Origin of the sequence: Asticcacaulis biprosthecium C19 (genome assembly GCF_000204015.1) — a bacterium.
GTDB classification, from domain to species: Bacteria; Pseudomonadota; Alphaproteobacteria; order Caulobacterales; family Caulobacteraceae; genus Asticcacaulis; species Asticcacaulis biprosthecius.
Genome location: NZ_GL883079.1, coordinates 656,785 through 679,496 on the forward strand (window position 1 = coordinate 656,785; position 22,712 = coordinate 679,496).

At 59.8% G+C, this 22,712-nt stretch carries 20 protein-coding genes; 4 read left to right on the plus strand and 16 right to left on the minus strand.

Annotated features, from left to right (window positions below; all coding sequences use genetic code 11):
* Window positions 1-66 precede the first annotated feature (66 nt).
* The 7 genes from ABI_RS18285 to flbT form a co-directional block, all read right to left on the minus strand.
* Window positions 67-3,063: a hypothetical protein gene (locus ABI_RS18285; protein ID WP_006274544.1), complete on the minus strand. Its 2,997-nt coding sequence runs from the start codon at window positions 3,061-3,063 to the stop codon at window positions 67-69.
* 163 nt (window positions 3,064-3,226) lie between these two features.
* Window positions 3,227-4,060, minus strand: coding sequence for a flagellin (locus ABI_RS18290; protein WP_006274545.1), 834 nt, complete (start codon window positions 4,058-4,060; stop codon window positions 3,227-3,229).
* A 145-nt stretch (window positions 4,061-4,205) separates the two neighbouring features.
* The gene (locus ABI_RS18295) at window positions 4,206-4,508 is read right to left on the minus strand and encodes a flagellar protein FlaG (protein WP_245531393.1); all 303 of its coding nucleotides are present in this window, start codon (window positions 4,506-4,508) and stop codon (window positions 4,206-4,208) included.
* Between the two features lie 153 nt (window positions 4,509-4,661).
* Complete coding sequence (locus tag ABI_RS18300; RefSeq protein WP_006274547.1) at window positions 4,662-5,486, minus strand: flagellin; 825 nt, start codon at window positions 5,484-5,486, stop codon at window positions 4,662-4,664.
* Window positions 5,487-5,830: 344 nt separating this feature from the next.
* The gene (locus ABI_RS18305) at window positions 5,831-6,661 is read right to left on the minus strand and encodes a flagellin (protein ID WP_006274548.1); all 831 of its coding nucleotides are present in this window, start codon (window positions 6,659-6,661) and stop codon (window positions 5,831-5,833) included.
* Window positions 6,662-6,960: 299 nt separating this feature from the next.
* Complete coding sequence (flaF, locus tag ABI_RS18310) at window positions 6,961-7,353, minus strand: flagellar biosynthesis regulator FlaF (protein ID WP_040309597.1); 393 nt, start codon at window positions 7,351-7,353, stop codon at window positions 6,961-6,963.
* A gap of 33 nt (window positions 7,354-7,386) precedes the next feature.
* Complete coding sequence (gene flbT, locus ABI_RS18315; RefSeq protein WP_023448551.1) at window positions 7,387-7,791, minus strand: flagellar biosynthesis repressor FlbT; 405 nt, start codon at window positions 7,789-7,791, stop codon at window positions 7,387-7,389.
* A 180-nt stretch (window positions 7,792-7,971) separates the two neighbouring features.
* On the opposite strand from flbT, the gene ABI_RS18320 reads away from it, so the two are divergent.
* Window positions 7,972-9,810, plus strand: coding sequence for a tetratricopeptide repeat-containing glycosyltransferase family protein (locus tag ABI_RS18320; protein ID WP_006274549.1), 1,839 nt, complete (start codon window positions 7,972-7,974; stop codon window positions 9,808-9,810).
* On the opposite strand, the gene ABI_RS18325 is transcribed toward ABI_RS18320, so the two are convergent.
* Complete coding sequence (locus tag ABI_RS18325; protein ID WP_040309598.1) at window positions 9,803-10,333, minus strand: mismatch-specific DNA-glycosylase; 531 nt, start codon at window positions 10,331-10,333, stop codon at window positions 9,803-9,805. The two genes, ABI_RS18320 and ABI_RS18325, sit on opposite strands and share 8 nt — an antisense overlap.
* 36 nt (window positions 10,334-10,369) lie before the next feature.
* Window positions 10,370-10,570, minus strand: a complete 201-nt coding sequence (locus tag ABI_RS18330; RefSeq protein WP_006274551.1) for a hypothetical protein — start codon at window positions 10,568-10,570, stop codon at window positions 10,370-10,372.
* A 112-nt stretch (window positions 10,571-10,682) separates the two neighbouring features.
* Between ABI_RS18330 and ABI_RS18335 the strand changes: the two genes are divergently transcribed.
* Complete coding sequence (locus ABI_RS18335; RefSeq protein WP_006274552.1) at window positions 10,683-12,212, plus strand: tetratricopeptide repeat protein; 1,530 nt, start codon at window positions 10,683-10,685, stop codon at window positions 12,210-12,212.
* Here ABI_RS18335 and ABI_RS18340 read toward each other — a convergent pair.
* Entirely contained in the window at window positions 12,200-13,372 is a 1,173-nt protein-coding gene (locus ABI_RS18340; RefSeq protein WP_083811559.1) for a 2OG-Fe(II) oxygenase, read from the minus strand. The genes ABI_RS18335 and ABI_RS18340 overlap by 13 nt on opposite strands.
* Before the next feature lie 31 nt (window positions 13,373-13,403).
* A complete protein-coding gene (locus ABI_RS18345; RefSeq protein ID WP_006274553.1) occupies window positions 13,404-14,228 on the minus strand; it encodes a universal stress protein in 825 nt (274 codons plus the stop codon).
* 106 nt (window positions 14,229-14,334) lie between these two features.
* On the opposite strand from ABI_RS18345, the gene ABI_RS18350 reads away from it, so the two are divergent.
* Complete coding sequence (locus ABI_RS18350; RefSeq protein ID WP_050808347.1) at window positions 14,335-14,967, plus strand: YfbR-like 5'-deoxynucleotidase; 633 nt, start codon at window positions 14,335-14,337, stop codon at window positions 14,965-14,967.
* A gap of 4 nt (window positions 14,968-14,971) precedes the next feature.
* Window positions 14,972-15,877, plus strand: coding sequence for an NUDIX hydrolase (locus ABI_RS18355; RefSeq protein WP_006274555.1), 906 nt, complete (start codon window positions 14,972-14,974; stop codon window positions 15,875-15,877).
* Window positions 15,878-15,964: 87 nt separating this feature from the next.
* On the opposite strand, the gene ABI_RS18360 is transcribed toward ABI_RS18355, so the two are convergent.
* The 5 genes from ABI_RS18360 to ABI_RS18380 form a co-directional block, all read right to left on the minus strand.
* Complete coding sequence (locus ABI_RS18360; protein WP_006274556.1) at window positions 15,965-16,624, minus strand: helix-hairpin-helix domain-containing protein; 660 nt, start codon at window positions 16,622-16,624, stop codon at window positions 15,965-15,967.
* Between the two features lie 103 nt (window positions 16,625-16,727).
* On the minus strand, window positions 16,728-17,543 hold the full coding sequence (locus ABI_RS26495) for an OmpA family protein (protein WP_050808348.1): 816 nt from the start codon (window positions 17,541-17,543) through the stop codon (window positions 16,728-16,730).
* Between the two features lie 139 nt (window positions 17,544-17,682).
* Window positions 17,683-20,352 carry a pyruvate, phosphate dikinase gene (ppdK, locus tag ABI_RS18370; RefSeq protein ID WP_006274558.1) on the minus strand — a complete coding sequence of 890 codons (2,670 nt, stop codon included), beginning with the start codon at window positions 20,350-20,352 and terminating at the stop codon, window positions 17,683-17,685.
* A 90-nt stretch (window positions 20,353-20,442) separates the two neighbouring features.
* Window positions 20,443-22,491, minus strand: coding sequence for a glycine--tRNA ligase subunit beta (gene glyS, locus ABI_RS18375; protein WP_006274559.1), 2,049 nt, complete (start codon window positions 22,489-22,491; stop codon window positions 20,443-20,445).
* A 16-nt stretch (window positions 22,492-22,507) separates the two neighbouring features.
* The coding region (locus ABI_RS18380; protein ID WP_040309600.1) for a glycine--tRNA ligase subunit alpha at window positions 22,508-22,712 on the minus strand (205 nt) is incomplete at its 5' end.

The window sequence follows — 22,712 nt, forward strand, 5'->3', positions numbered from 1 at the left end:
AATTCGACTAAAGGCCTTGTTCTGGCGCAGCTGTCAAGGGTCTGAGGGAAGGTCCGCGCGGTGTGGCTAACCGCCGCCGGTGAGGCGGTTGAGCGCCGCCTGGTAATTGTTGATCTGATTGGTCAGGTAGGCCGGCGCCTGCCCCGACGACTTGCCCTTTTTCTTGCTGTCCGTTTCCTGCGGATCGCCGTACTTCAGGTAGTTGTACGCCTTCTGGACGTTCTTCATGACACCCTTAAGCGACTCCAATGCCGACTTGACATTGGCTTCGGTCGCCAGGTTCAGCGAGCCGTCGAATTCAAGGCCCATCATCTTCTGGGTCTTGGTATAGTTGCTGGCCTTGGCGTCCATCACCTTGTTGGCGTCGGCCGAGACAATCCCTGGCGCCAGACCAAGCCCCTCCAGAGCGTCACGGCCGGACGGCCCGGCGACGAACTCCATCTTGCTGGACTTGTTCGACGGCTGGATATTCAGTTGGCTCAGTGGCTCGCCCGTCATCTTCATGATATCGACCTTGAGCCGGTAGCCCGACCCGCGGACGATCTTCTTCGACAGGCTTTCAAGGGTTTCGTCGGCGTCGATGGTGATGGTCTTGCGAGCGCCCGACGACGGATCGACCATGTAGAACTGATCGCCGGTACGGACGGCCGTAGATGACACAATACGGGTATTGGCTTCGATCTTGCCCTTGACGTCGACGCCCAGGTCTTTTTGCATGATCGCGCCCTGGGGCAGCCCCATGCGGTCCAGCACGCTTGAGCCACCCTTGGAGATGGCAATGGCATTGGGCGATACGACGCCGTCCTGACCGGTATAGCGCTTCTGGAACTCGACATCGCCATTTTCGACATCCAGCTTGGCGAGGAAAGCGTCCCTGACGCCCTTGCGCGTGCTGGTCACCGCTGTCCCGGCGATTTCGCCGTCGGTGTTGCCCGCGATCCAGGCCTTGCCATCGTCGGCGAACTTGACCTGAGCATCTTTTTCGATGCCGGCGCCACCATAATAGGCGAGCTTATCGTCCGAGGTGTTGGTCAGGTCGGCATCGATCGACAGCGCAAACGCGTCCTGGCCACCTGAATAGGCCTTCGTTACGTTGGCTGTGGTTTCCATAAGTTTACCGTTGCCGGTAGAACCGCCGAGATAGATCTTGCCGTCGATCAGAGAAAAACCGGTGATATTGCCGCCACCGATACCGCCCAGGTTTCGGGTATTGGCGACATCCGCCGCCCACGTGGTCGTCGTCTTGCCGTCGGTCGTCGTCGTGTTCGAACTGACGTCATAGCTACGCACGACAGCGTTGCCGTCTTCGATGCTGGCGGCATAGACGGTGTCCCCATCGACGACCAGTTGCGAGGTGGTGTCGCTGTTGGCCGTCCCGGTCTGGACCGAAAAGCGAGCATCGCCCGTCTTCGAAAAGCCCATGATGTAGCCATCATAGCCGCCAGCCGCGCCACTGGCAGCACCCGGCACCAAAGACTTGGTCTTGCCGCCGACATAGACCGCACCATCATCGCCAAAAGCGACCGACGTCGCCTGATCTTCCTGGGTGGCGCCGCGACGCTGCGTCCATTCCTCGACACCATATTTGTCGAAGACGGTGACGAAGCTGTCGCTGAGAGACTCATTGACGCCGTTGGTGCTGACATTGGTGGTCAAGGTGGCGGTCGTCGCCTTTTCGCCGGTACCATAGGTCTTGGTCTCGGTCTTGGAGATGTTTAAGGCGCCCGTCACCGATCCGGCCAGGGCGACGCGGCCATCGTCCGACACCGACATGGCGTAGCCGGAAGCCGTATCTGACGCGCCCAGGGTGCGGGTGAAGACCACCTTGCCGGCGGAGTCGTACTTGATCAGGGCTACATCCTGTTTGCCCTTGATAGCCTGGTCGTTGATATCGCCTTCGACATCAGCCAGGACGTAGACCGAACCGTCGGCGCCCGACACGGTCTGGCGGACAGAGGTGATGTTCGGCGACAGGGCGACATTGGCCTCCTGCCCCTCCACCCAAAACTTGGTTCCGACCTTGGACGACGGATCGGCGACCAGATCGCCTTCGTCGGCCTGGAACTTGACCAATTGCGAGCTGACATCCTTGCCGACTTCGGTGACCGGTTTGCCGTCCTCGCCCTTCTTGGTCTTGCCGGCGTCATCCTTGACGACGGTTTTCTTTTCCGGATCGCCGGTGGTCTGGACGACATAGACGGCATCGGCCGTCGTCGGCGCGCTCATCGTCAGGTCTTCATACGACACGCCCTGGATTTTCAGACCATAGCTGTCGACGCCCTTGGACAGCGTGATCGTCTTGCCGTTGACCACCTGGGTCTCGGCGACGGCCGGGGTGCGGTTGACGATAAACTTGGTCGCCAGCCCCTGCTCTTTCAGCTTGGAATTGATATAGCCAACGACATTGGACATTGATCGCGTGCCGGACATGTCAGCCAGGTCAATATCGACATTAAATGGGGTCGCCGAGCCGATCTTCTTGACCGCGATACTGAACTTGACGTCGCCTTCAAAGGCCTTGACCGAACTCGTTGCCGAACCGGTATGGATACCCGGCCCGGTATAGACGGAATTGGTCCGACCGACCCCGACTTCGTTCTTCAGCTTTTCCGTCAGCGTACCTTCGGTCAGGCTGATGTGGTCAAACTTCGTGTCCTTGACGTAGTTCTGGACTTCACCCATGCCGGTCTGGAAACGGCGCCGTACGGCTGCCAGTGTCAGGTCGCTGAGGGTGCTGTCCTGCGCCTTTTGGGCCAGGCCTTCCAGAGCATTGAGGCCCTGATACAGGGTGAACAACTTGGTGTAGTCGGCTGACGCGCCGATCACGTCGGACACGGCGGCATTCTGGTTGATGAAACGGTGACCGGCCAGGACGTTTTTGACCAGGGCCTTGTCGTCCATCATCCCCGAGCCCGTCCCCCACGGGGTGCGCGGCGCCTCGGCCTTGCCGGTCGGCGATGTCGTCTTGCCCAGAACCAGGCCTGAACCACCTGACGCACCGCCGCTGACGCCGGATTTGGCGTTGTAGTAACTCGTCAAAAATGAGCTGTCGAACGAGATCACGGGGAAAAACTTGCCGAGTCAGAGGGTTGAGTCACGCTCAGTATCCGGCAACAAAGCTTAAGAAGCGTAAACTTTTTGCGCCCACCCGACACAACCCAAAGAAAAAGGCGAGCTTGCGCTCGCCTTTTTCCCGTCGGTTTCGGATGTCGGAGGCGGTTCTGTATCAGCCCTGGAACAGGGACAGGATCTGCTGCGGACCCTGGTTGGCGATCGACAAGGATTGCGTACCCAACTGCTGCTGAACCTGAAGCGCCTGCAGACGTGAGCTTTCCTTGGCCATGTCGGCGTCGACCAGGTTGCCGATACCAGAACTAATCGCATCATCCAGCTTTGCTATGAACGATAGATGCCCTTCGATCTGCCGGGCTTGAGAGCCCAACTCACCCAAAGCCGCGTTCACGTTGGAAATGGACGTATCAAGGTTCGAGAGCAGCGCTGTCGCCGTGGCAGCGGTCAGAATGTTTGCATCGCTGGCCAGGGTAATAATCGTGCCACCGAACGTCAAATCCTTTACGGACAAGGTGATCGTGGCGTCTGCGTCGGCGTTCGCAATGAACTGAATAGGATTCGGGATTGAGCCGTCGAACAGATTGCTGCCGTTAAATGTCGCATTGTCCGAGATCTGCTTGATCTGTTTTACGATGGCCTGATAATCACTATTCAGGGCATTTCGCGACGCAGTGTCAATCGAGCTGTCCATCCCCGCGACGACCTTTTCGCGGAGCTGGTTCATCATATCCGAGATCGATTCCCCAGCCGCCATAGAGACGTCGGCAATCGAATTGGCACGGTTGAGACTGTCGCGAACCGCGTTCAGACCCGACAGGTCGGCGCGTTGGCTCTGGGCGATTGAATAGACCGCCGAATTGTCTTTCGCCGTGGATACGTCCAGACCGGTGCTGATCCGCTTCTGGACCTCGTCCATATTGCGATTGGTTGCGTTCAAATTCTGTAACGCAATCATCGCCGATGTATTAGTATGTACGCTTGCAGCCATGATTTGCTGACCTCCGATGACTTGCCGACTCACTCAAGTCTTAACGTTTATGGTAAGCAAAGGGTTAACAAGCGCAAACGCATTTTGCCGCGCATTAAGATAATGCACGGGGACAACTTACAATCTATAACCTTAGAACTGACGCCTAAACGTCTGTTTTTATAACGGAACCCGCTTCGTAGTTACCGGATTTTTTCATGTCGAGAAGTTCCTGACGTGGTAACTGACGAACCACCTCTCCGGTGTAGCGATCGATCGCTTTGTAAACCCAGTCCCCCGTATTGGGGTCCTTATCGACGGTCAGACGCAGGGAATATTCCGGAGCCGGACCTTTATCCTGGCCTTTTTGCGACAGATCGTTGCCTTGATTCTGCTCCTTCGGCGCGGAAGCCGCCTCTGCGGCAGCGACAGGCTTGGCCGAATCCGACACCGGCTTGACCTGAGTCACGTCGGGCAACTGTGGGAAACTGACTATATTGTTGATCATCTCCGTCTTACGCCCGGCCCCTTGGCACGGACGCCCTCCTTCTAAAACTACACGCAACTGAAGTTACGCGGCGAAATGAGAGAGGGGCGGCCTTTCGACCACCCCTCCTTCCGATTAACGGAACAGGCTCAGGACAGTCGAAGTGGACTGGTTGGCAATGGACAGGGCCTGAACGCCCAACTGCTGCTTGGTTTGCAGAGCTTGGAGTTTGGCGCTTTCCTTGGCCAGGTCGGCGTCGACAAGGTTGCCGATACCGGAGGTGATCGAATCCTGGAGCTTGCCCACGAAAGTCATGTGGTTATCCAGGGCCTTCGACGAGGTACCCAGACGGGCCAGAGCCGCGGAGACGTTGCTGATCGAATCGTCCAGCGTCGACAACAGGGCGTTGGCCGAGGTAGCGGTGTCGAAGGAATCGTCCGAGGCCAGGGTAACGACCGCACCGCCCAGCGACAGATCTTCGCCGGTCACGGTGATGGTTGAAGACCCATCAGCGTTGGCCAGGGCACCGATCTCGGCGTTCGTGCCGTCAACGAGGTTAACCCCGTTGAAGGTCGAGTTCGACAGAGTCTTGGTGATCTGACCACGGATCGAGTCGAAGTCCGCCTTCAGTGCCTCACGGCTGGTTGTATCCAGCGAGGTGTCGGAAGCGGCCAGGGCCTTTTCCTTCAACTGGGTCAACATGTCGGAGACGGATTCGCCAGCCGACATCGACACGTCAACGACGGAAACGCCGCGGGACAAAGAGTCCTTAACGGCGTCGAGCGACGAAACAGTGGCGCGTTGGGATTGGGCGATGGCGTAGGCCGCACCATCATCCTTGGCGCTCGCAACCTTCAGGCCGGTCGAGATGCGGCTTTGGGTCGAAGAGAGTTCGCTGGAGGTGCGGTTCAGGTTTTGCAGGGCAACCATGGCCCCAACATTGGTGTTAATGCTAGACATTATGTCAGCTTCCTTCATTCTAGAATGTTCCGGTGACATTTTGTCGACCGGTGGCATTTTGCCTACGCACAATGATGCAAGTTGCGGGCCACAAGAGCGCCCCCCGAAAAAATTGCCTAAGCCATTGTTTTTAAATAGTATTCAAGGCTGAAGCGCGACCAGGGAACCGGCAATATTTGCCGGATGCGGGCAATATTTGCCGAGTCGGCAATTTTTGCCCCAAACCTCCCCGCCCCCTCGACCAAAGCCGACCCGCCAACAAAAAAGCCCGGACAAATGTCCGGGCCGGGCAAATAAAAGCAAAGAAAAGCCGGAGTGGCGAACCACTCCGGCTGTTAGGTGGATTAGCCGCGGAAGAGGCTGAGGGCCGTCTGCGGAGCCTGGTTGGCGATGGACAGAGCCTGCACGCCCAACTGCTGCTTGGTTTGCAGAGCCTGGAGCTTGGCACTTTCCTTAGCCATGTCAGCATCGACCAGATTGCCGATACCTGCTTCCAGCGAATCCTGGAGTTTTCCAATAAAGGTCATGTGCGCCGTCACGGCCTTGGAATCGGTACCCATGCGGGCCAGAGCTGCCGACACGTTGCTGATTGAGTCATCAAGCGTGCTCAGCAGGCCGTTGGCCGAGGTCGCCGTCGCGAAGGTCGCGTCGGTGGCCAGGGTAACGATGGTACCCGCCAGGCTCAGATTTTCGGTGTCGACGGTCAGGGTTGACGAACCGTCGGCATTAGCCAGAGCACCGATACCGGTGATGCTGCCGTCAATCAGATTGATGCCGTTGAATTCCGCATTCGAAATCGTCTTGGTGATCTGGTCACGGATCGATTCGAAGTCGGACGCCAAGGCATCCCGGCTGGTGGTATCCAAAGACGTGTCGGACGCCGCGAGCGCTTTCTCCTTTAACTGAGTGAGCATGTCCGAGATGCCTTCACCCGCTGACATGGCGACGTCGATCGAAGACGTAGCCCGGTTCAGCGAGTCCTTCACCGCGTCCAGCGAGGCCACCGATGCGCGTTGGCTTTGCGCAATCGCATAGGCCGCCCCGTCGTCCTTTGCCGTGGCCACCTTCAGGCCGGTGGAAATCCGGGTCTGGGTCGCCGCCAACTGGCTGCTCGTGCTGTTCAGGTTTTGCAGCGCCACCATGGCGCCAGTATTGGTGTTGATCGAAAGAGACATTTGATTTTCCTTACCATTCTGGTCGGGTTCAAGCGGACATTTTGCCGTGTAGCCATTTTGGCCTGCCTCCATCAAAGCAAGTGCGATGCCAATGAAGAAACGAGGTAAAGAATAGTTTAATGCATTGAATCTGAAGACTTTATTTCTCTTGCAAACTTAACGAATCGCAATTTGTAGGCTTCAGTGGCCGCGCACTTCACGGCAAATCCTGCCCAGCCCGGCAATTTTTGACTACAGACAGGCACAAAAAAAAGCCCGGCGCTAAGGCCGGGCTTTTCAATATGTCAGGCAGACCGAGTCTAGAAGCTTCCGCCCATCTGGCGCGGGGCAGAGGTGTCTTCGTTCTGCGGCGCAAGGCCCTGCATGATGATACGGTTGATATCGATCAACGGACCGATCTCCTCCTGGTTCCGCATTACCATCGAGGTATGCTTGTTGACCCAGATCGACAGCGAAATGATATTGGCACGGACCATGTCCGGCAGGCCGTTGCCATCGACCGAACAGTCGGCCCCAAGCGCGGACCACATGCGGCGATTCCAGTCCAGGGCGTCCATGCGCTCGCGGATCATGGAGCGGTCCATCTTCTCCGCCTCCATCAACGCACGCGTCACCTGCCCGAACAGGCGATACTCGGTCTGACGCGGATTCTCCGCACGGGCGGCTGTGGTCTGGTACGCCTTAAGGGACATCAGGACTCTTTCTGTTACGACAGAACCTTAGACTCAGACTGAGCCCGTGGTTCTCCCCAATCGTTCGTCTTCATAGTCGATGAGCTTACGACAGCCCATCAACGCCTTATAATACTCCTTGGTCATTAACGACCGGGAAACGGCGACACATTCCTGCAGGACGGAAGGGTTCGCAATGACGCTCATGAACTCAGTCATGCGGCGCAGGAATTCGTCATAGTATTTGTCAGCACCGGCTTCATCCAGGTACATCATCATGACCGGGAAATAGACGTGCCGTGCCGGTGAATTGGCCTCGGCCTGCTGCATGATGTCCTTTTCGCGCAGGACGGAGGCCTTGTTTTGCAGCACCAGAGAACAGCGACGGTCGCCGTTTTGCACGACGGCTCCGTTCAGGACGAATCTTTCCCCAGGCTTCAACGACAGTTTTAGCGGCATTGACTTTCTCTCGGTCTGCTGGTGCGACCCGCAAACCTTATGCTTAAGGCTTATAGATCACACGGAGTTAACATCAGGTTGCCGGCCTACCGGTAACGCGCCCAGATGGGACGAATTTCTTAAGGCCAATTAAACGAATCTCGTATTAACCATGACACGAAATGCGCGCGCGGAGGAGTCGTGTCCAACTATCTGAGAAATCCCCGCAAAAAGACGGGCAACCCTGTCTTTGCGCCAAAGCCCTCTGTGACAGCGATTGCGCTGGGTGCCGAGAATGCGGTTCCGCTTGTCGGTGCAGGTCTGGTCGATCCGGCTTCGCAGATCCTGGGTGATTCTGCATCGTCCGAATCGCTGAAGCGCCTGATTTCAAGCACCGACCGTATCAAGCAGATCGACACCCTGATCCTGCTCAAAGAAGCCCTTGTCATGTTCAAACGGGGTGACTGGATCCGGGGTGGTGAACTGGCTCTAAAAGCGCTGCATGTCGATGAAAAGAGCGCGCAGGCCTGGCACGTCCTGGCGATCGCACGGGAAAAGGCCGGCGACCTGAAAACCGCCATTACCTGTTTCGAAACGGCGCTGCGCATTTCTCCGGAAGACGCCTATATCGCCAACGATCTTGGTCGCCTGGCCTTCCGCCTCAGCCTCAACGACCTGGCGCAAAAGTTCTTCCTGCATTTTCTGGCCAGTTTTCCCAACCATCCGGAGGCTATGAACAACCTGGCGTCTGTGCTGCGCGAAAAGAACGATCTGGATGGCGCCATCGAGGTGCTGCAGACCGCCATCGCCGCGCATCCGGAGGACCCGCAACTGTGGAACGCGATCGGTACGGTTGTTAACGCCCGCGGCGATACAGAAACGGCGGGCGTCTTCTATCAGGAAGCGCTGAAATTCGACCCTGACCATTGTCACGGCAACTACAACTACGGCAACGTCCTGACGTCATTGGGCAGGTTCGACGAAGCCCGGCGGTACTTCGATCACGCCCTCCCCCGTTTCACCGACCCGATGAATGTCTATACCTGTAAGCTCAGCATGGCGTTTGCCTACCTGGCCGAAGGTGATCTGAAGAACGGCTGGACCTGGTATCGGGCGCGCACCAAGGAGAACACGCCCGAACATACGGTCTATATGGTGCAGAGTCCGCGTTGGGATGCCGACATGCCTCTGGAGGGCAAGCGCATCTTCGTTTCGGCCGAACAGGGCCTGGGCGACGAAATCATGTTCGGCAGCCTTCTGCCTGACCTGATTCGCGAAGTTGGCCCTTCCGGACACGTCGGAATAGGTGTCGAGAAGCGTCTGGTGCCTCTGTTTCAAAAGGGTTTTCCCGACTGCACCGTCGTTCACCACCATACCGTCAAGCACCAGGGCCACACGGTAAGACTCTTCCCGGATATCAAGGCTTGGGAGACGTGGGATGCCTATGCCCTGATGTGTGACTTCCTGCCGCGGTACCGGTCGAAGATGGAAGACTTCCCGCAACATCAGACCTTTTTTCGCCCCGATCCGGAAAGGGTCGCCTATTGGAAGGCTCTGTTGGGCGGATTGAACGATAAGCCCAAGGTTGGCGTCCTGTGGAAATCGGCCATCAGCCATTCCCGCCGTAACCGCTACTACTCTCCGTTTGAGGATTGGCAGGCGGTGTTGTCACTGGAGGGAATCCAGTTCATCAATCTGCAGTATGGCGACACCGAAGCCGAACTGGAAGAAGCGCGCAATATGGGCCTGGATATCTGGACACCGCCCGGCATCGACCTGAAGAACGATCTCGACGATCTCAGCGCTCTGTGCATGGCGATGGACTGTGTCCTCGGGCCCGCGAATGCCACCAGCAACATCGCGGCCGCTGCCGGCGTGAAAATCTGGATCGCCAGCCTGGCCAATACGTGGATCAGCCTCGGGACAGATCGCCTGCCCTGGTACGCCGACACCCGGATGTTCTTTGCTCACAATGCCCTGGACTGGCAACCTGTCATGCAGGATATGCGCGACGCCCTGGTCGAGGAATTCCTTAGCTGACCGCGTCCGCCAGGTCCTGCCAGGTCTGCTGATTCCAGAACACCCGCGCCTGACCGGAGGGCGACGGCAGCACATAGATGCGCGTTGCGCCTATCGTCTCAATGTGGAAGCCGAGGTGAACCGCCCCCGTCGCGCGTTGCAGAAACGCTGCCGCCCCGGTCTTGCTGGTAAAGGCCAGAACATCTGGCTTATATTTCAACATTTTGTCACGAAGGGCTGATGTATCGAATGCACCCGACGGCAGTTCGTTATCATTGCCAAAATGCCGCTTGCACAAGTCCGTGAGACCGATGCCAAACTCGCGCACCCGGACATAGTCTTTGGCGGCGATCAATTCCGAAGTCAGGCCGGTGGCCGACAGTGTGCGCCAGAAAAAGTTGCCGGGATGCGCATAGTAGGCGCGTGACTGCGCCGACACACGGCCAAGGGCCGTGCCGCAGAACACCACCTTCAAGCCCGGCATGAGGACATCGGGGACGCAGTGGTCAAGGGGCAAGACACCGAATTTTGCGAGATCAGCCATGGTCTGGATTTAGGGTGTCACGACCGAAAGGCAAGCCTAATCCTTTCCTATGACGGCCTTGGTCGCCTCGCCCCTGTCGCTTTGCCGGATCGGATTGTCGGCGTCGTCACCCTTCAATACCGTTTCGTCCGTGCCTTCTGGCGGCATGGAGTCGGCCTCCCCCTTGTTGACCTGTTTTTCCGCTGTGCGGCTAACCTCGGCAGGGCTGTGACCACCCATCACTTCCTTCTTGTCCATATCCGTCTCCTGTTTGGCGATAGTCTAAACCAAAGGCTGCAAGAACCCGGTGACGATGCGCCTGCAAAGGCGTAAAACCGTTATCAAGACGAATCACCAGCCCCCATCTCCCATGACCGCCGCCGCCACTCGCACCGACTACCGGCAACTGGCACGCCAGTATGAAGCAGCGCATGACCTGCCGTCTGCGCTGGATGCCTGGCAGCATGCACTGGCGGAAGCGCCGGAATCGATTGAGATCGGCCGTCATCTCGCCGACATCGCTTTCCGCCTTCGGCTATGGGACATGGCCGAAAAACTGCTGGCGCACCTGATCCTGAAGGGGGCGCGCGACAGCGTGACCGTCACCGCCTACGCGGCAACCTTGCGCGAGCAGTCCCGCTACGACGAAGCCGCTGACCTGCTCAAGACCCTGTTGGGCCAGACGCCGGAGGACTCGACGTTGTGGGAAGGCCTGGGCGCGGTGATGGCCGCCAAGGGCGACAGCGCGACCGCTCAGATCTTCTTCGCTGAGGCGCTGAGGCTGGATCCAAACAATTTCCACGCCTTGTTCAATCGCGGCTGTGCGCTGATCGATGCGGGCGAGTTACGCGAAGGCCTGGCCGACGTGCGTACCTGCGCCGAGCTGTTCCGCGATCCCACCAACAAGGTCAGCGCCGGCATCGTCAGCGCCCACACTGCCCTGGCGTTGGGCGATCTGAAGAATGGCTGGAACTGGTTCCAGGCCCGGCACAAGCGCGGGACGCAGGCCGAGGTCCATTACGCGTTGAAAGTGCGCCTGCTTACGACGACCGAAAGTCTGGACGGCAAGCATGTCTTCGTCTCGGCGGAACAGGGGCTGGGCGACGAAGTGTTGTTCGGATCGCTGTTGCCGGATATCGCCGCCGCCATCGGCCCCAACGGGCGGCTGGGTATTGGCGTTGAGCCGCGGCTGGTCCCTCTGTTCTGTCGCAGCTTCCCCAACGCGATTGTGGTCGCCCACCGGACTCGCACGATCGACGCCCGTATCCTCCGCGATTTCCTGGATTTCGATCTGAAACGCTTCGACACCTATGCTCTGGTTGGCGATTTCCTGCCGGTGTTCCGGCAGACGTCGGAGGATTTTGCCCATCCGAAAGCCTTCCTGAAGCCCGATCCTGAGCGCGTGGCCTATTGGCGGCGCTATTTCAATGGGTTGGATAGCCAGCCGAAGGCCGGCATATTATGGAAAAGCCTGAAAACCGGCGCCGAACGCGACCGGCATTTCGCGGGGTTCGGTCTATGGCAGGACGTGGTGGCGACGTCCGGCGTCACCTTCGTCAACATCCAGTACGGCGATTCCTCGGTCGAAATGGCAGCGGCTCACACCGCCGGTCTGAACATTCATACCCCTGAAGGTATAGACCTGAAGGACGACCTCGACGACCTGGCAGCCCTGTGCACGGCCCTGGATGTGGTTATCGGGCCGTCCAATGCGACGACCAATATCGCGGCGGCCTGCGGTGCGCAAACCTGGCTGGTCGGTGGCCGCCATAGCTGGCTGCGGCTGGGGATGGAGCCGTTTCCCTGGTATCCAAACGTCCGCTATTTTGAGACGCCGGGCCCTGGCGACTGGAAACCGGCGCTCGATCGTGTCCGTGAGGCCCTGGGTCAGGCCTTGTAGGGTTCCATCCCGGGATCCAGGTAGGCATTGTTCGACTCACGTACCTTGGCCGCCGCGTCATCATACAGGAATGGCAGGAAGGCGTAGCGCCGTCCTTTGGTGATCTTCGACACCGCATGCAGCAGGGCACAACCAAACACGACGGCACCGCCGACCGGCGGCTTGAAGCTGCGCGGGCCATATTCCGGGAAGCTCAACTCGCCGCCCTCGAACTCTTCGTTCAGATTGATCGAGACGGCAAAACGACGGTGTGCCGTGCCTTTGGTGACGTTGTCACGATGAGGACGGAAATGGCCGCCATCCTCTTCGGTGTAGCAGCCGACAATATAGCGCTCCATCCGTGTGGCGTCGAAATTGTGGATTTTCCTGACCTCGGGCACGATGCGGCGAATGACACGCGCCTGCAGTTGCTTGATCAGTTCGCGATCCTCGATGGTGACGTCGCGGCGGCGTTTGAAGCTGTGATCGTGGACCGGCTTGGTGACGCCGTCAATCTCGCGCATGACGCCGCTCTCCTCGTGGTCACCGGCCTCATAGATCCCAATCAGCTTGCGGCAAAATTCCGGTTCGAAGACGCGCGGGAGATAAAGGACCGGCGCCATGATCTCAACGCCGGCAAAACGTTCCGGCGCCGGCAGGGCGTCAAGCAGATCGAAAATGGCCTGCAGGTTGCTGCCATCGTTTTGGAACGGAAATACCTTCATCACGCGCAGAGTCGGATCCAGCAGCAGCCAGAAACGGCGATAGGCCAAAGGCCCTGACGTCGGCAGGGCGCCATACAGGCGCGAGACATTACCGTCGAAATCCCAGAAATGTCGCTGGCCCGGCATATACTCCTTCAGCCGGTCCTGCTCGCGATCCTGCGGATCGACACTGATGCCGAAGAAACATATTTTGGTGTCATCAAACAGCCGACGGTTGGCCATGACGGCGGTCAGGGCGTTCTGCACCATCGGATCCCCTGCGGTGCCGAAAAAGCCCATAAGGACATAGCGTCCGCCGACCGACGAGAAGGCATAGTTGGGGTGGCTTGTGCTGACCTGGTGAAACCAGGGCGCCGGGTCCCCTGCCGAGAGGTTGCGATATGCCGGACGTGACGGCGCCACCTCGGCGATGGTGTCGTTGACGTCTTGCTCGGCGGTTTCGGATTGTGCAGTCATCCCGCGAAATTAGCTGGCTTTTTTCAACGCATCAATGTGCCATGTAAAGGTTCAGCAAAGTGTTGTGCAAAAGGGCGCGCGTCGTGCCGCCAAAAGCAAATTCGCGCAACCGCGAGCGCCCAAAGGCGCCTGCCACCATATAGCTGGCGCCATGGCGTTCATTGGCCTCCAACAGCAAGGGCACGATATCGCCCTTGGGCAACGGGTCGATCTCGGACTCTATTCCATGGGCGGCATAGTAGTCGGCCAGGCGGCCCAGATCTGCGGGGCTGTCACCGACCGGCGCACCAATAATGACCACCCTCCCCGCCTTTTTCAACAACGGGGCTGCCCGGCGCGCCGCCCGCGAAGACGGTTCCTTGCCGTCCCAGGCCACCAGGGCCGTACCATTCAGATCCAGCGGTTTGCGGGCGATAAACACCCCTGCCCGCTCCTCCATCAGCACCTGCTGAAAGGCCTCGGACAGCAATCCCTGCCCCTTGGCGCTGGTTTCGCCGAAGACCACGAGGTCGGACAGGCGGGTTTCCAGAGCCAGGTCTTGCCACACCGGCGAATGCAGCACGGTGAAAGTCTTTGCGTCGTAATCGACGGTGTCGAAGTGCGACCGGGCGGTCGCTTCGGACTCTTCAGCGGCGACTTTAAGGCTGTCAATGGTTGACATCTGGACCGTCCCCATGAAGCCCTCACCCAGCCAGGGCGCCAGTTCCGCCGGGTCGGGCGGTGCAAACAGCACATTCAGCCGGGCGCCGAAGCTCGCTGCGATCTGGGCACCCAATTGCAGGACGGTCGTTTCGGTCGCCGCGCCACTGACCGGTACGCTGATACGCGACCAGGCCTGGGATTTGGAAACGGTCATCGGGGCCTCCGTTTTTTGTGCATAGAGAAGAATCAGACCGCGACGGCGGTCATGGCCCGCACTATACATGTCTGCCTGTAAAATCCCCATGTGACACAGAGCGCTTATGGCCGTTCGACAACGCAAAATCGCCAGATCTCCTTCGCGCGACACCGCACCGCGGGCCTGGCAGCGCATGCTGTCCGGCCGCCGGCTGGACCTGCTGGACCCGCATGCCATCGATATCGAAATCGACGACATCGCCCTGGGCCTGTCACGGGTGGCGCGGTGGAATGGCCAGACTCTGGGCGAGCACGGTTTTTCCGTTGCCCAGCACAGCCTTATCGTCGAGGATATCTGCGGCCACATCGACCCGAACATCACGGTGCCTCACCGCTTGATGGCCCTGCTTCACGACGCCCCGGAATATGTCATCGGCGATATGATTTCGCCGTTCAAGGCGGCGCTGGGCCTGGATTACAAACGCTTCGAAGCCCATCTGGAGCAGGCAATCCATGTCCGCTTCGGCCTGCCTGCCCTGATGCCGGCAGCGGTCAAGAAGCTGATCAAACAGGCCGACCACGCCTGTGCCTATTTCGAGGCGACGCAACTGGCCGGGTTCAGCGACACCGAAGCGCGACAATATTTCGGTGAACCACCCGACGGCTATATCCTGCGACTGGAGCCCTTGCCGTCGAAGGCGGCGTCGGAGGCCTTCGTTGCGCGTTTCGACACCCTGATCCGTCAGATGAAGGCATAGCGATATGGGCCTGGCGATCGAGCTGTCGGCCGTGGTGGTAACCGTCCGAGCCAACGAAGCCATGGTGCTGTGCCTCAATCTGCCGGCCAGCGCGACGGTCACCCGGGCGCTGCCGTCGGGTCCGTTCGCGCCGCAAAGCCACCGCACCTTCGACCTGGCCCTGCGCGCCTTCGTCCGTGAGCAGACCGGGTTCGATCTCGGCTATGTCGAGCAGCTTTACAGTTTCGGCGACGAGGGCCGCGAAACCATGGCGGTCGACGGCGCCGATCGAGTCATTTCGATCGGCTATCTGGCCCTGACGCCGGGCGGCGACTTCAAGGGCCGCATCAATGCCGACTGGGTGCCGTTTCATCGCTTCTTTCCGTGGGAAGACTGGCGCAACGGCGAGGTCAATCCGGCGCTGGACGCCCTGCGGCCGGCCATGGAGGCATGGGCCGATACCGATCTGCGCCGCAGCCGTGTCGCGACCCTGTTTCCGGCCGATTTCGACAACTGGAACGAGGAACGCGTGCTCGACCGCTACGAGTTGCTGTACGAGGCTGGCTTGATTGCAGAGGCCGAACGTGACGGGCTGGCGGCGCACAGCGGCGAACCGATGGCATCGGACCATCGCCGCATCCTGGCCACCGCATTGTCGCGGCTGCGCGGCAAGGTGAAGTACCGACCGGTGATATTTGAGCTGATGCCGGAACGATTCACCCTGCTGGAACTTCAGAAGTCTTTGGAGGCCCTGACAGGCATAAAACTCCACAAGCAAAACTTCAGGCGCGCGCTGGAACGCACGGGATTCGTTGAACCTTTGGGTGTTATGCGTGAAGACACTGGCGGCCGCCCGGCAGAACTCTATCGCTATGATCGCGACCGCTTCCGTTTCAGCCCGTCATCCGGGCTGAGCCTGCCACGTGCTTAGAGCGCGTTTCGATCCGGCAGAATCGGATCGGCGCTTTGAGGTTTTGTTTTGACGCGCTTGTTCTTCCGAAACTAACGGCACACGACTCTAGTGAAGACGGGCCAAGCGTGCAGCCTGAGACATCCAGTTTTCACGCGCAATTCGCCGCGATGTCGGCAGGCGGTTGGCAACCCAGGCCACATGCTCCGGCGACCAGCCGGCAATTTGCCAGAAATGGAAGATACCCAGAGAATTCAACTGTTGCTGCTGATCGGCCGTAATGCCGGAAATCACGGTCAAATCGTCCACAGGCCCTTGTGGCGCCGGCAAACGCACCGGCTCCAGGCCCGAACCGGCCTGCTGAACCGCGGCCTCGACGCTTTCGGGTGTCATCGCGGCCAGGCTGGAAACCCGGCGCACGGCGCCGAAATCATCAACCTGATGCAGGGCCATAAGGTTTTGCACCATGGCGCTATGCGTCACCTGCTGCGGCAGCGGATTGATCGGCATATAGGGCGAACGATCGGGCTCGGGCGCCTTGACCACGCCCGAAGTAAAGGCTTCGGCTGCGGCATCGAGATAGGTCACCGGTTGCGGCCGCGCCGGAGCCGGTTGCTCGACGACGGGCTCAGGCACCGACCAGTCGACGACTTCGTAGGAACGGATCGCGCGCGACTTGCGCTTACCGGCGGCCAGCCAGCCAATCACCGCGAAAACGGCAAATACACCAACCAGGAACAGGACCGATTGCAGGACAAGCGAAGGCATATCAACTCACCTTACGCGCAATGAAGCCGGTCGCCAGCCCCAGAAAGGCCGCGCCCAGCAGCAGAAAGCGCAATTCAAACAACAGATGCAGCATTTTGCTCCCCTAGCCCGCAGTCGCGCGGATAACAATACGGCGATTGGCCGCACGCCCTTCGGGCGTCGCATTGTCAGCAACCGGTGCGGCTCCGCCCATACCCTGAACCTGAATGCGGCCGGCATCGACGCCGCGCTTGACCAGGCCATCGGCGGCGGTCTGTGCCCGCGCCAGCGAAATCAGCTGATTGGCCTTGGCGTCACCCGTCGCATCGGTATAGCCGGCAATGATCAGTTTGACGTCGGCCGGACAGTCAGCCACGACCTTCGAAAGCTCATCCAGCAGCGGTTCGCTGTCGCCGATAAGTTCGTACGTGCCAAAGCGATATTCCAGTCTGCGTTTGCCCATCGCCGCCGAAATCCGGTCGTCGCACGAGCGGGCGACTTCAATGGCCGCGTCGCGGGCATTGTCACCCGCAACGGCCGGCAGATTGGAATTGGTGGCGACGATGGTCGTCGCCTTCTCGCCCTTGATCACCTCGGTAGGTAGTTTCAGAGCCGACGGATTGGCCGCAGCCACCTGAACCGGAGTCGCTTCGGTCATCGACAGGAAATGGACCTCGGACACCTTGCCGTCCAGCTTGGTGACGACCGCCTTGGCCTGTTCCAGATGCGACACGGGATTGGCAACTGTATCGCCGACGCTGAGGGTCACGGTCTGACCCGACACCTCGGCGCGAACATCGCTGAACCCGTTGTCGGCCAAGGCCTTGACAACGCTTGCGCGGACGTCGCTTTCGACGCCTGGCAGAGTCTTGTACAACCCGACCGCGCCCAGCGCGACCAGCCCTGTCAGACCCACGAACCATACGGCCCCGGCTTTCATGCAAGCACCCCAATCGTTGTTTTGTTAACTAAAGGTTATCGCGTTTGACCGAGGTCGGCAACCAGCCAAAACAACCCGTGAGGGACAAATATCAACGAGGCGGCCGGGTGTGGCGCAATTGCCCACCCGGCAGCTTCGCTTATTGACTGTTAGCCGCAATCGCAGCCTGTGCCGCCGCCAGACGCGCCACCGGGACGCGATAGGGTGAGCACGAGACATAGGCCAGGCCGACCTTGTGGCAGAAGGCGATGGAGGCCGGGTCGCCGCCATGCTCGCCGCACAGGCCCAGCTTGATGTCGGGACGGGTGGCCTTGCCCTTTGCGACCGCCATCTCGATCAGGGCGCCAACGCCGTCCTGGTCCAGGCTGACGAAGGGGTCCTTTTCGAAAATCCCTTTTTCGATATAGGGGTTAAGGAACCGGCCCGAGTCATCGCGCGAGATTCCGAACGTCGTCTGAGTCAGGTCGTTGGTGCCGAATGAGAAGAATTCGGCCGTTTCCGCCAGCCGGTTCGCCATCAGAGCGGCACGCGGCAACTCGATCATCGTGCCGACCTTGTAGGCCAGGGTCTTGCCGCGGGCGGCGAACACTATCTTGGCGACGTCGTGCGTCAGCGCCGACAGCTTGGCCATTTCTTCCTGGGTCGCGACCAGCGGGTGCATGATCTCGGGGTGCGGGTCACCGCCACCTTCCAGCACGTCGACCGCCGCGTTGAACAAGGCGTTGAGCTGACTTTCGTAGATTTCCGGGAAGGTGATGCCCAGACGGCAACCGCGCCAGCCCAGCATGGGGTTGGTTTCGGACAATTCCTTGGTGCGCTTGTACAGCTTGTCGGCGCCGATGCCGGAGGTTTCGGCGACGTGGGCGATGTCCTCTTCGGTATGCGGCAGGAACTCGTGCAGCGGCGGATCCAGCAGGCGGATGGTCACCGGCAGACCGTCCATGATCTGGAACAGTTCGGTGAAGTCCTTGCGCTGCATCGGTTCGATCTTGGCCAGGGCCTTGCGGCGGCCGGCTTCGTCGTCGGCCAGAATCATCTCACGGACGGCTGTGATCCGATCTTCGTCGAAGAACATGTGCTCGGTGCGGCACAGACCGATACCCTTGGCGCCGAAGCCCAGGGCCGTGCGAGCATCGGCCGGGGTTTCGGCATTCGCGCGGATATCCAGGCGCTTGTAGTCATCGGCCCAGGCCATGATCTGGTGGAAGTCTTCGGAGAAATCCGGCTCGATCATGCGGATCGCGCCCTTCATGATCTCACCCGTCGAACCGTCCAGCGTGATGATCTCACCATGGCGGTAGGTCTGGCCGCGCGAAGCGAACTCACCGCGTTCGGCATAGATCTGCATCTCACCGGCGCCGGAAACACAGGGACGGCCCATGCCGCGCGCCACAACGGCGGCGTGCGAGGTCATGCCGCCACGCGCCGTGACAATGGCCTTGGCCGCATACATGCCCTTGATGTCTTCGGGGCTGGTCTCGTCGCGGACCAGGATGACGTCCTCGCCGGCGGCGGCGTACCGTACCGCGTCTTCGGCCGTGAAGACGATCTTGCCCGAGGCCGCGCCGGGCGATGCCGGCAGGCCCTTGGCGATGACGGTCTTGTCCGCCTTGGGGTCCAGCATCGGGTGCAACAGTTGATCCAGCGTGCCCGGATCAATCCGCATAAGCGCTTCCTGCGGCGTAATCAGGCCTTCCTTGGCCATGTCGACGGCAATTTTCAGTGCCGCTTTAGAGGTCCGCTTGGCGTTGCGGGTCTGCAGCATGTACAGCTTGCCCTGCTCCACCGTGAACTCGACATCCTGGACATCGCGATAGTGGTTTTCGAGCGTGTCGACCGTCGTCTTGAACTGGGCGAACACTTCCGGCAGCGATTCTTCCATGGAGAGCGAACGCTCGCCCATGTCTTCGCGCGCCTTCTTGGTCAGCGCCTGGGGGGTGCGGATGCCAGCGACGACGTCCTCGCCCTGGGCATTGAGCAGGAACTCGCCGTAGAGGTCGCTGTCACCCGTCGATGGGTTACGGGTAAAGGCCACGCCGGTCGCCGAGGTGTTGCCCATATTGCCGAACACCATCGACTGGATGTTGACGGCGGTGCCCCAGTCCTCAGGGATGTCGTGCATCTTGCGATAAAACTTGGCGCGGTCGTTCATCCATGATCCGAACACGGCCCTGATAGCGCCCCACAGCTGGTCCTTCGGATCCTGCGGGAAGTCGCGGCCCAGCTCGGACTTCACCATGGCCTTGTAGTCGGCGATAATGCGTTCCCAGTCCTTGGCGGTGATGTCGGTGTCGATGGTAACGCCCAGGCGATCCTTGTGATCATCCAGAATGTCCTCAAAGCTGTGGTGGTTCACGCCCAGCACAACGTTCGAATACATGGTGATGAAGCGGCGGTAGCAGTCCAGCGCAAAGCGGCTGTCGCCGGTCAGAGCCGTCAGGCCTTCAACGGTGGCATCGTTGAGACCCAAGTTCAGGACCGTGTCCATCATGCCCGGCATCGAAGCGCGGGCGCCGGAGCGTACCGAGACCAGCAGCGGATTGGCGACATCGCCAAAGCCCTTGGCCGTCGTCTTTTCGAGATGGGCGAGATTGGTTTCGACCTCGTCGACCAGTCCCGCCGGAAGCTCGGAATTGTTCTGGTAATAGTGGACGCAGGCTTCGGTCGTGATAGTGAAACCTGCCGGTACCGGCAGGTTCAGCGACGACATCTCCGCCAGATTGGCGCCCTTGCCGCCCAGCAGCGCCTTCATGGACGCATCGCCGTCGGCCTGACCCGCTTTGAAAGCATAGACCCAGTGCTTAGACATGAAACTTTCCCTCTTCATGTTTATTTTTTTTGTTTTCAGGCACGCATGGAACTATCAGGTTCCATTTAGTTCTTTTGCCGCAACGCCGCGTCAGGCAATTTTGCTCAAATCCGCGATCGGTGCCGACAACTCACATACCCCGCGCAGTATGGCCAGGCGGTTGACTTTGACTTTTTCGTCATCCGCATTGACCAGCACTCCGTCCAGGAAGCTATCAACATTTTGCCGCAATGCAGCAATGCTTTTCAAGGCCCCGGCGTAATTTTCTTCCGAAATGTGAGACACAACGTCCGAACGCGCGACGTTGAGAGCCTCCAGAAGCGCTTTTTCCAAGGGATCGATGCCCTCATATGCCTGTGGCATGGCGTGCGAAAGGTCGGTCTTGCTGGCAGCCAGGATATTGGCGGCGCGCTTGTGAAGGGTGAGGAGATCCTCACCTTGCGGCGTGGCGATGACCGCTTCCACGGCTTCGATGCGGGTGATGGTGTTGACAACATCGTCGCTGCCGCGGGTCGCTTCCAGGACATCGAAGCGACGGCCTTCATCGCGAAGCTGGACCTTCAGACGGTCGGCGAAGAAGTCGAGCACCTCCGGACGCACGGCTTCGACGTCCTGAACCGCCACCGGCAATTCGCCGCGGCTGCGATACCAGGCATCAACCAACCCGCCTAGGTGCAGGGTTGCGCCGTGCTCGCGGATAATGCGCAGGACACCCAGGGCCGAACGACGCAGGGCATAAGGATCTTTCGACCCCGTAGGCTTTTCACCGATGGCGAAGAACCCTACCAGGGTATCAATCTTGTCGGCCAGGGCGACCGCAGCGCTGACCTTGCCCGCCGGGACGGAATCGGACGGTCCCTGCGGCTTGTAGTGCTCGCGGATGGCGTCGGCGATCTCAGGCTTCAGCTTCAAGGCGTCGGCGTAATAGCCGCCCATAACCCCTTGAAGCTCGGGGAACTCTCCAACCATCTTCGAGGCCAGGTCGGCTTTTGCCAGGCGCGCGGCTTCACGAGCGGCGGCGATATCGGCGCCGAGATGGCCTGCGATGTGCGCGGCCAGCGCCGAAATGCGCTCGACTCGCTGCGCCATGGTGCCCAGCTTTACGTGGAAGGTGGTGCCTTTCAGCCGTTCCAGCCAGCCGTCGAAATTGCCAGCCTTGTTATCCTCATTCCAGAAGAAGACGCCGTCGGACAGGCGCGCCGACAACACCTTGGCATTGCCGCGCTTGATCTCATCGCCGCCATCTCTGGCGCGGATATTGGCGACGATGATGAAGTGCGGCGCCATCTTGCCCGTTGCCTTGTCGCGAACGGCAAAATACTTCTGGTGCGTCCGCATCGAAGTCTTGATGACTTCCGGCGGCAAGGCCAGGAATTTCGGATCCATGTCGCCCAGGATCGGCATCGGGAACTCGTTCAGTCCCGCGACCTCTTCCAGTAGCCCCTGGTCCTCGATCAGTTCGCAGCCGGTGTCTTCGCACACGGCCTTGGCTTCCTTGAGGATAAAGGCCTGGCGTTCGGCATGATCCAGGATGACGGAATTGTCCGCCAAGGCCTTATGATAGCTGGCAAAATCGCTGACATTCAAGGCCTTTCCCGATCCCAGGAAGCGGTGACCTTCGGTCAGGCTCGACGCCGTCAGACCTTCCAGTTCAAACGGCACGATCTGGCCGTCGAACAGAAACAGTATGCGCTTCAGCGGCCGCACCCAACGGAAAGAGCTGACGCCCGACCGCATCGACTTGGGCCACGGGAAGGCCAGGATGACCTCACGCAGCATGTCCGGCAGGGCATCCACTGTGCGGCGGCCTGGCTTTTCGATCCTTGCCATCCACACGCCGTTTTCGAGGACCAGTTGGTCCTGGGTCAGGCCGACCTTGCGCAGGAAGCCGGCCATGGCCTGTTCCGGTGCGCCGTCTTTGGGCCCCTTGACCTCTTCTGTCACGGCTGCCTGCTCCGCCGGTAGCCCTTCGACCACCAGGGCCAGGCGACGCGGCGCGACATAAGCCTTGATCGACTCAAAGCTTAAGCCGGATGTGTTCAGCTTGGCGCCGAAGAGGCGCTCGAAGTCACGCGCCGCCCCCAATTGCATGCGGGCCGGTATTTCTTCGGAAAACAGTTCAATAAGCAGTTGCGGCATGGATTATTTCTTTGTGCTAACGCTTCGCTCTTTGAGCACTATATCGCCCCCGGGCAGTTTGGGCGACGCCTGCTTCTTCCTGACGGGCCCATTCCTGGGCGCAGGCCTTACACAGATCGCGAATACGGCCGATATAGGACTGACGCTCCGCCACGGCGATGGCGCCACGGGCATCCATCAGGTTGAACAGGTGCGACGCCTTCAACACATGATCATAGGCC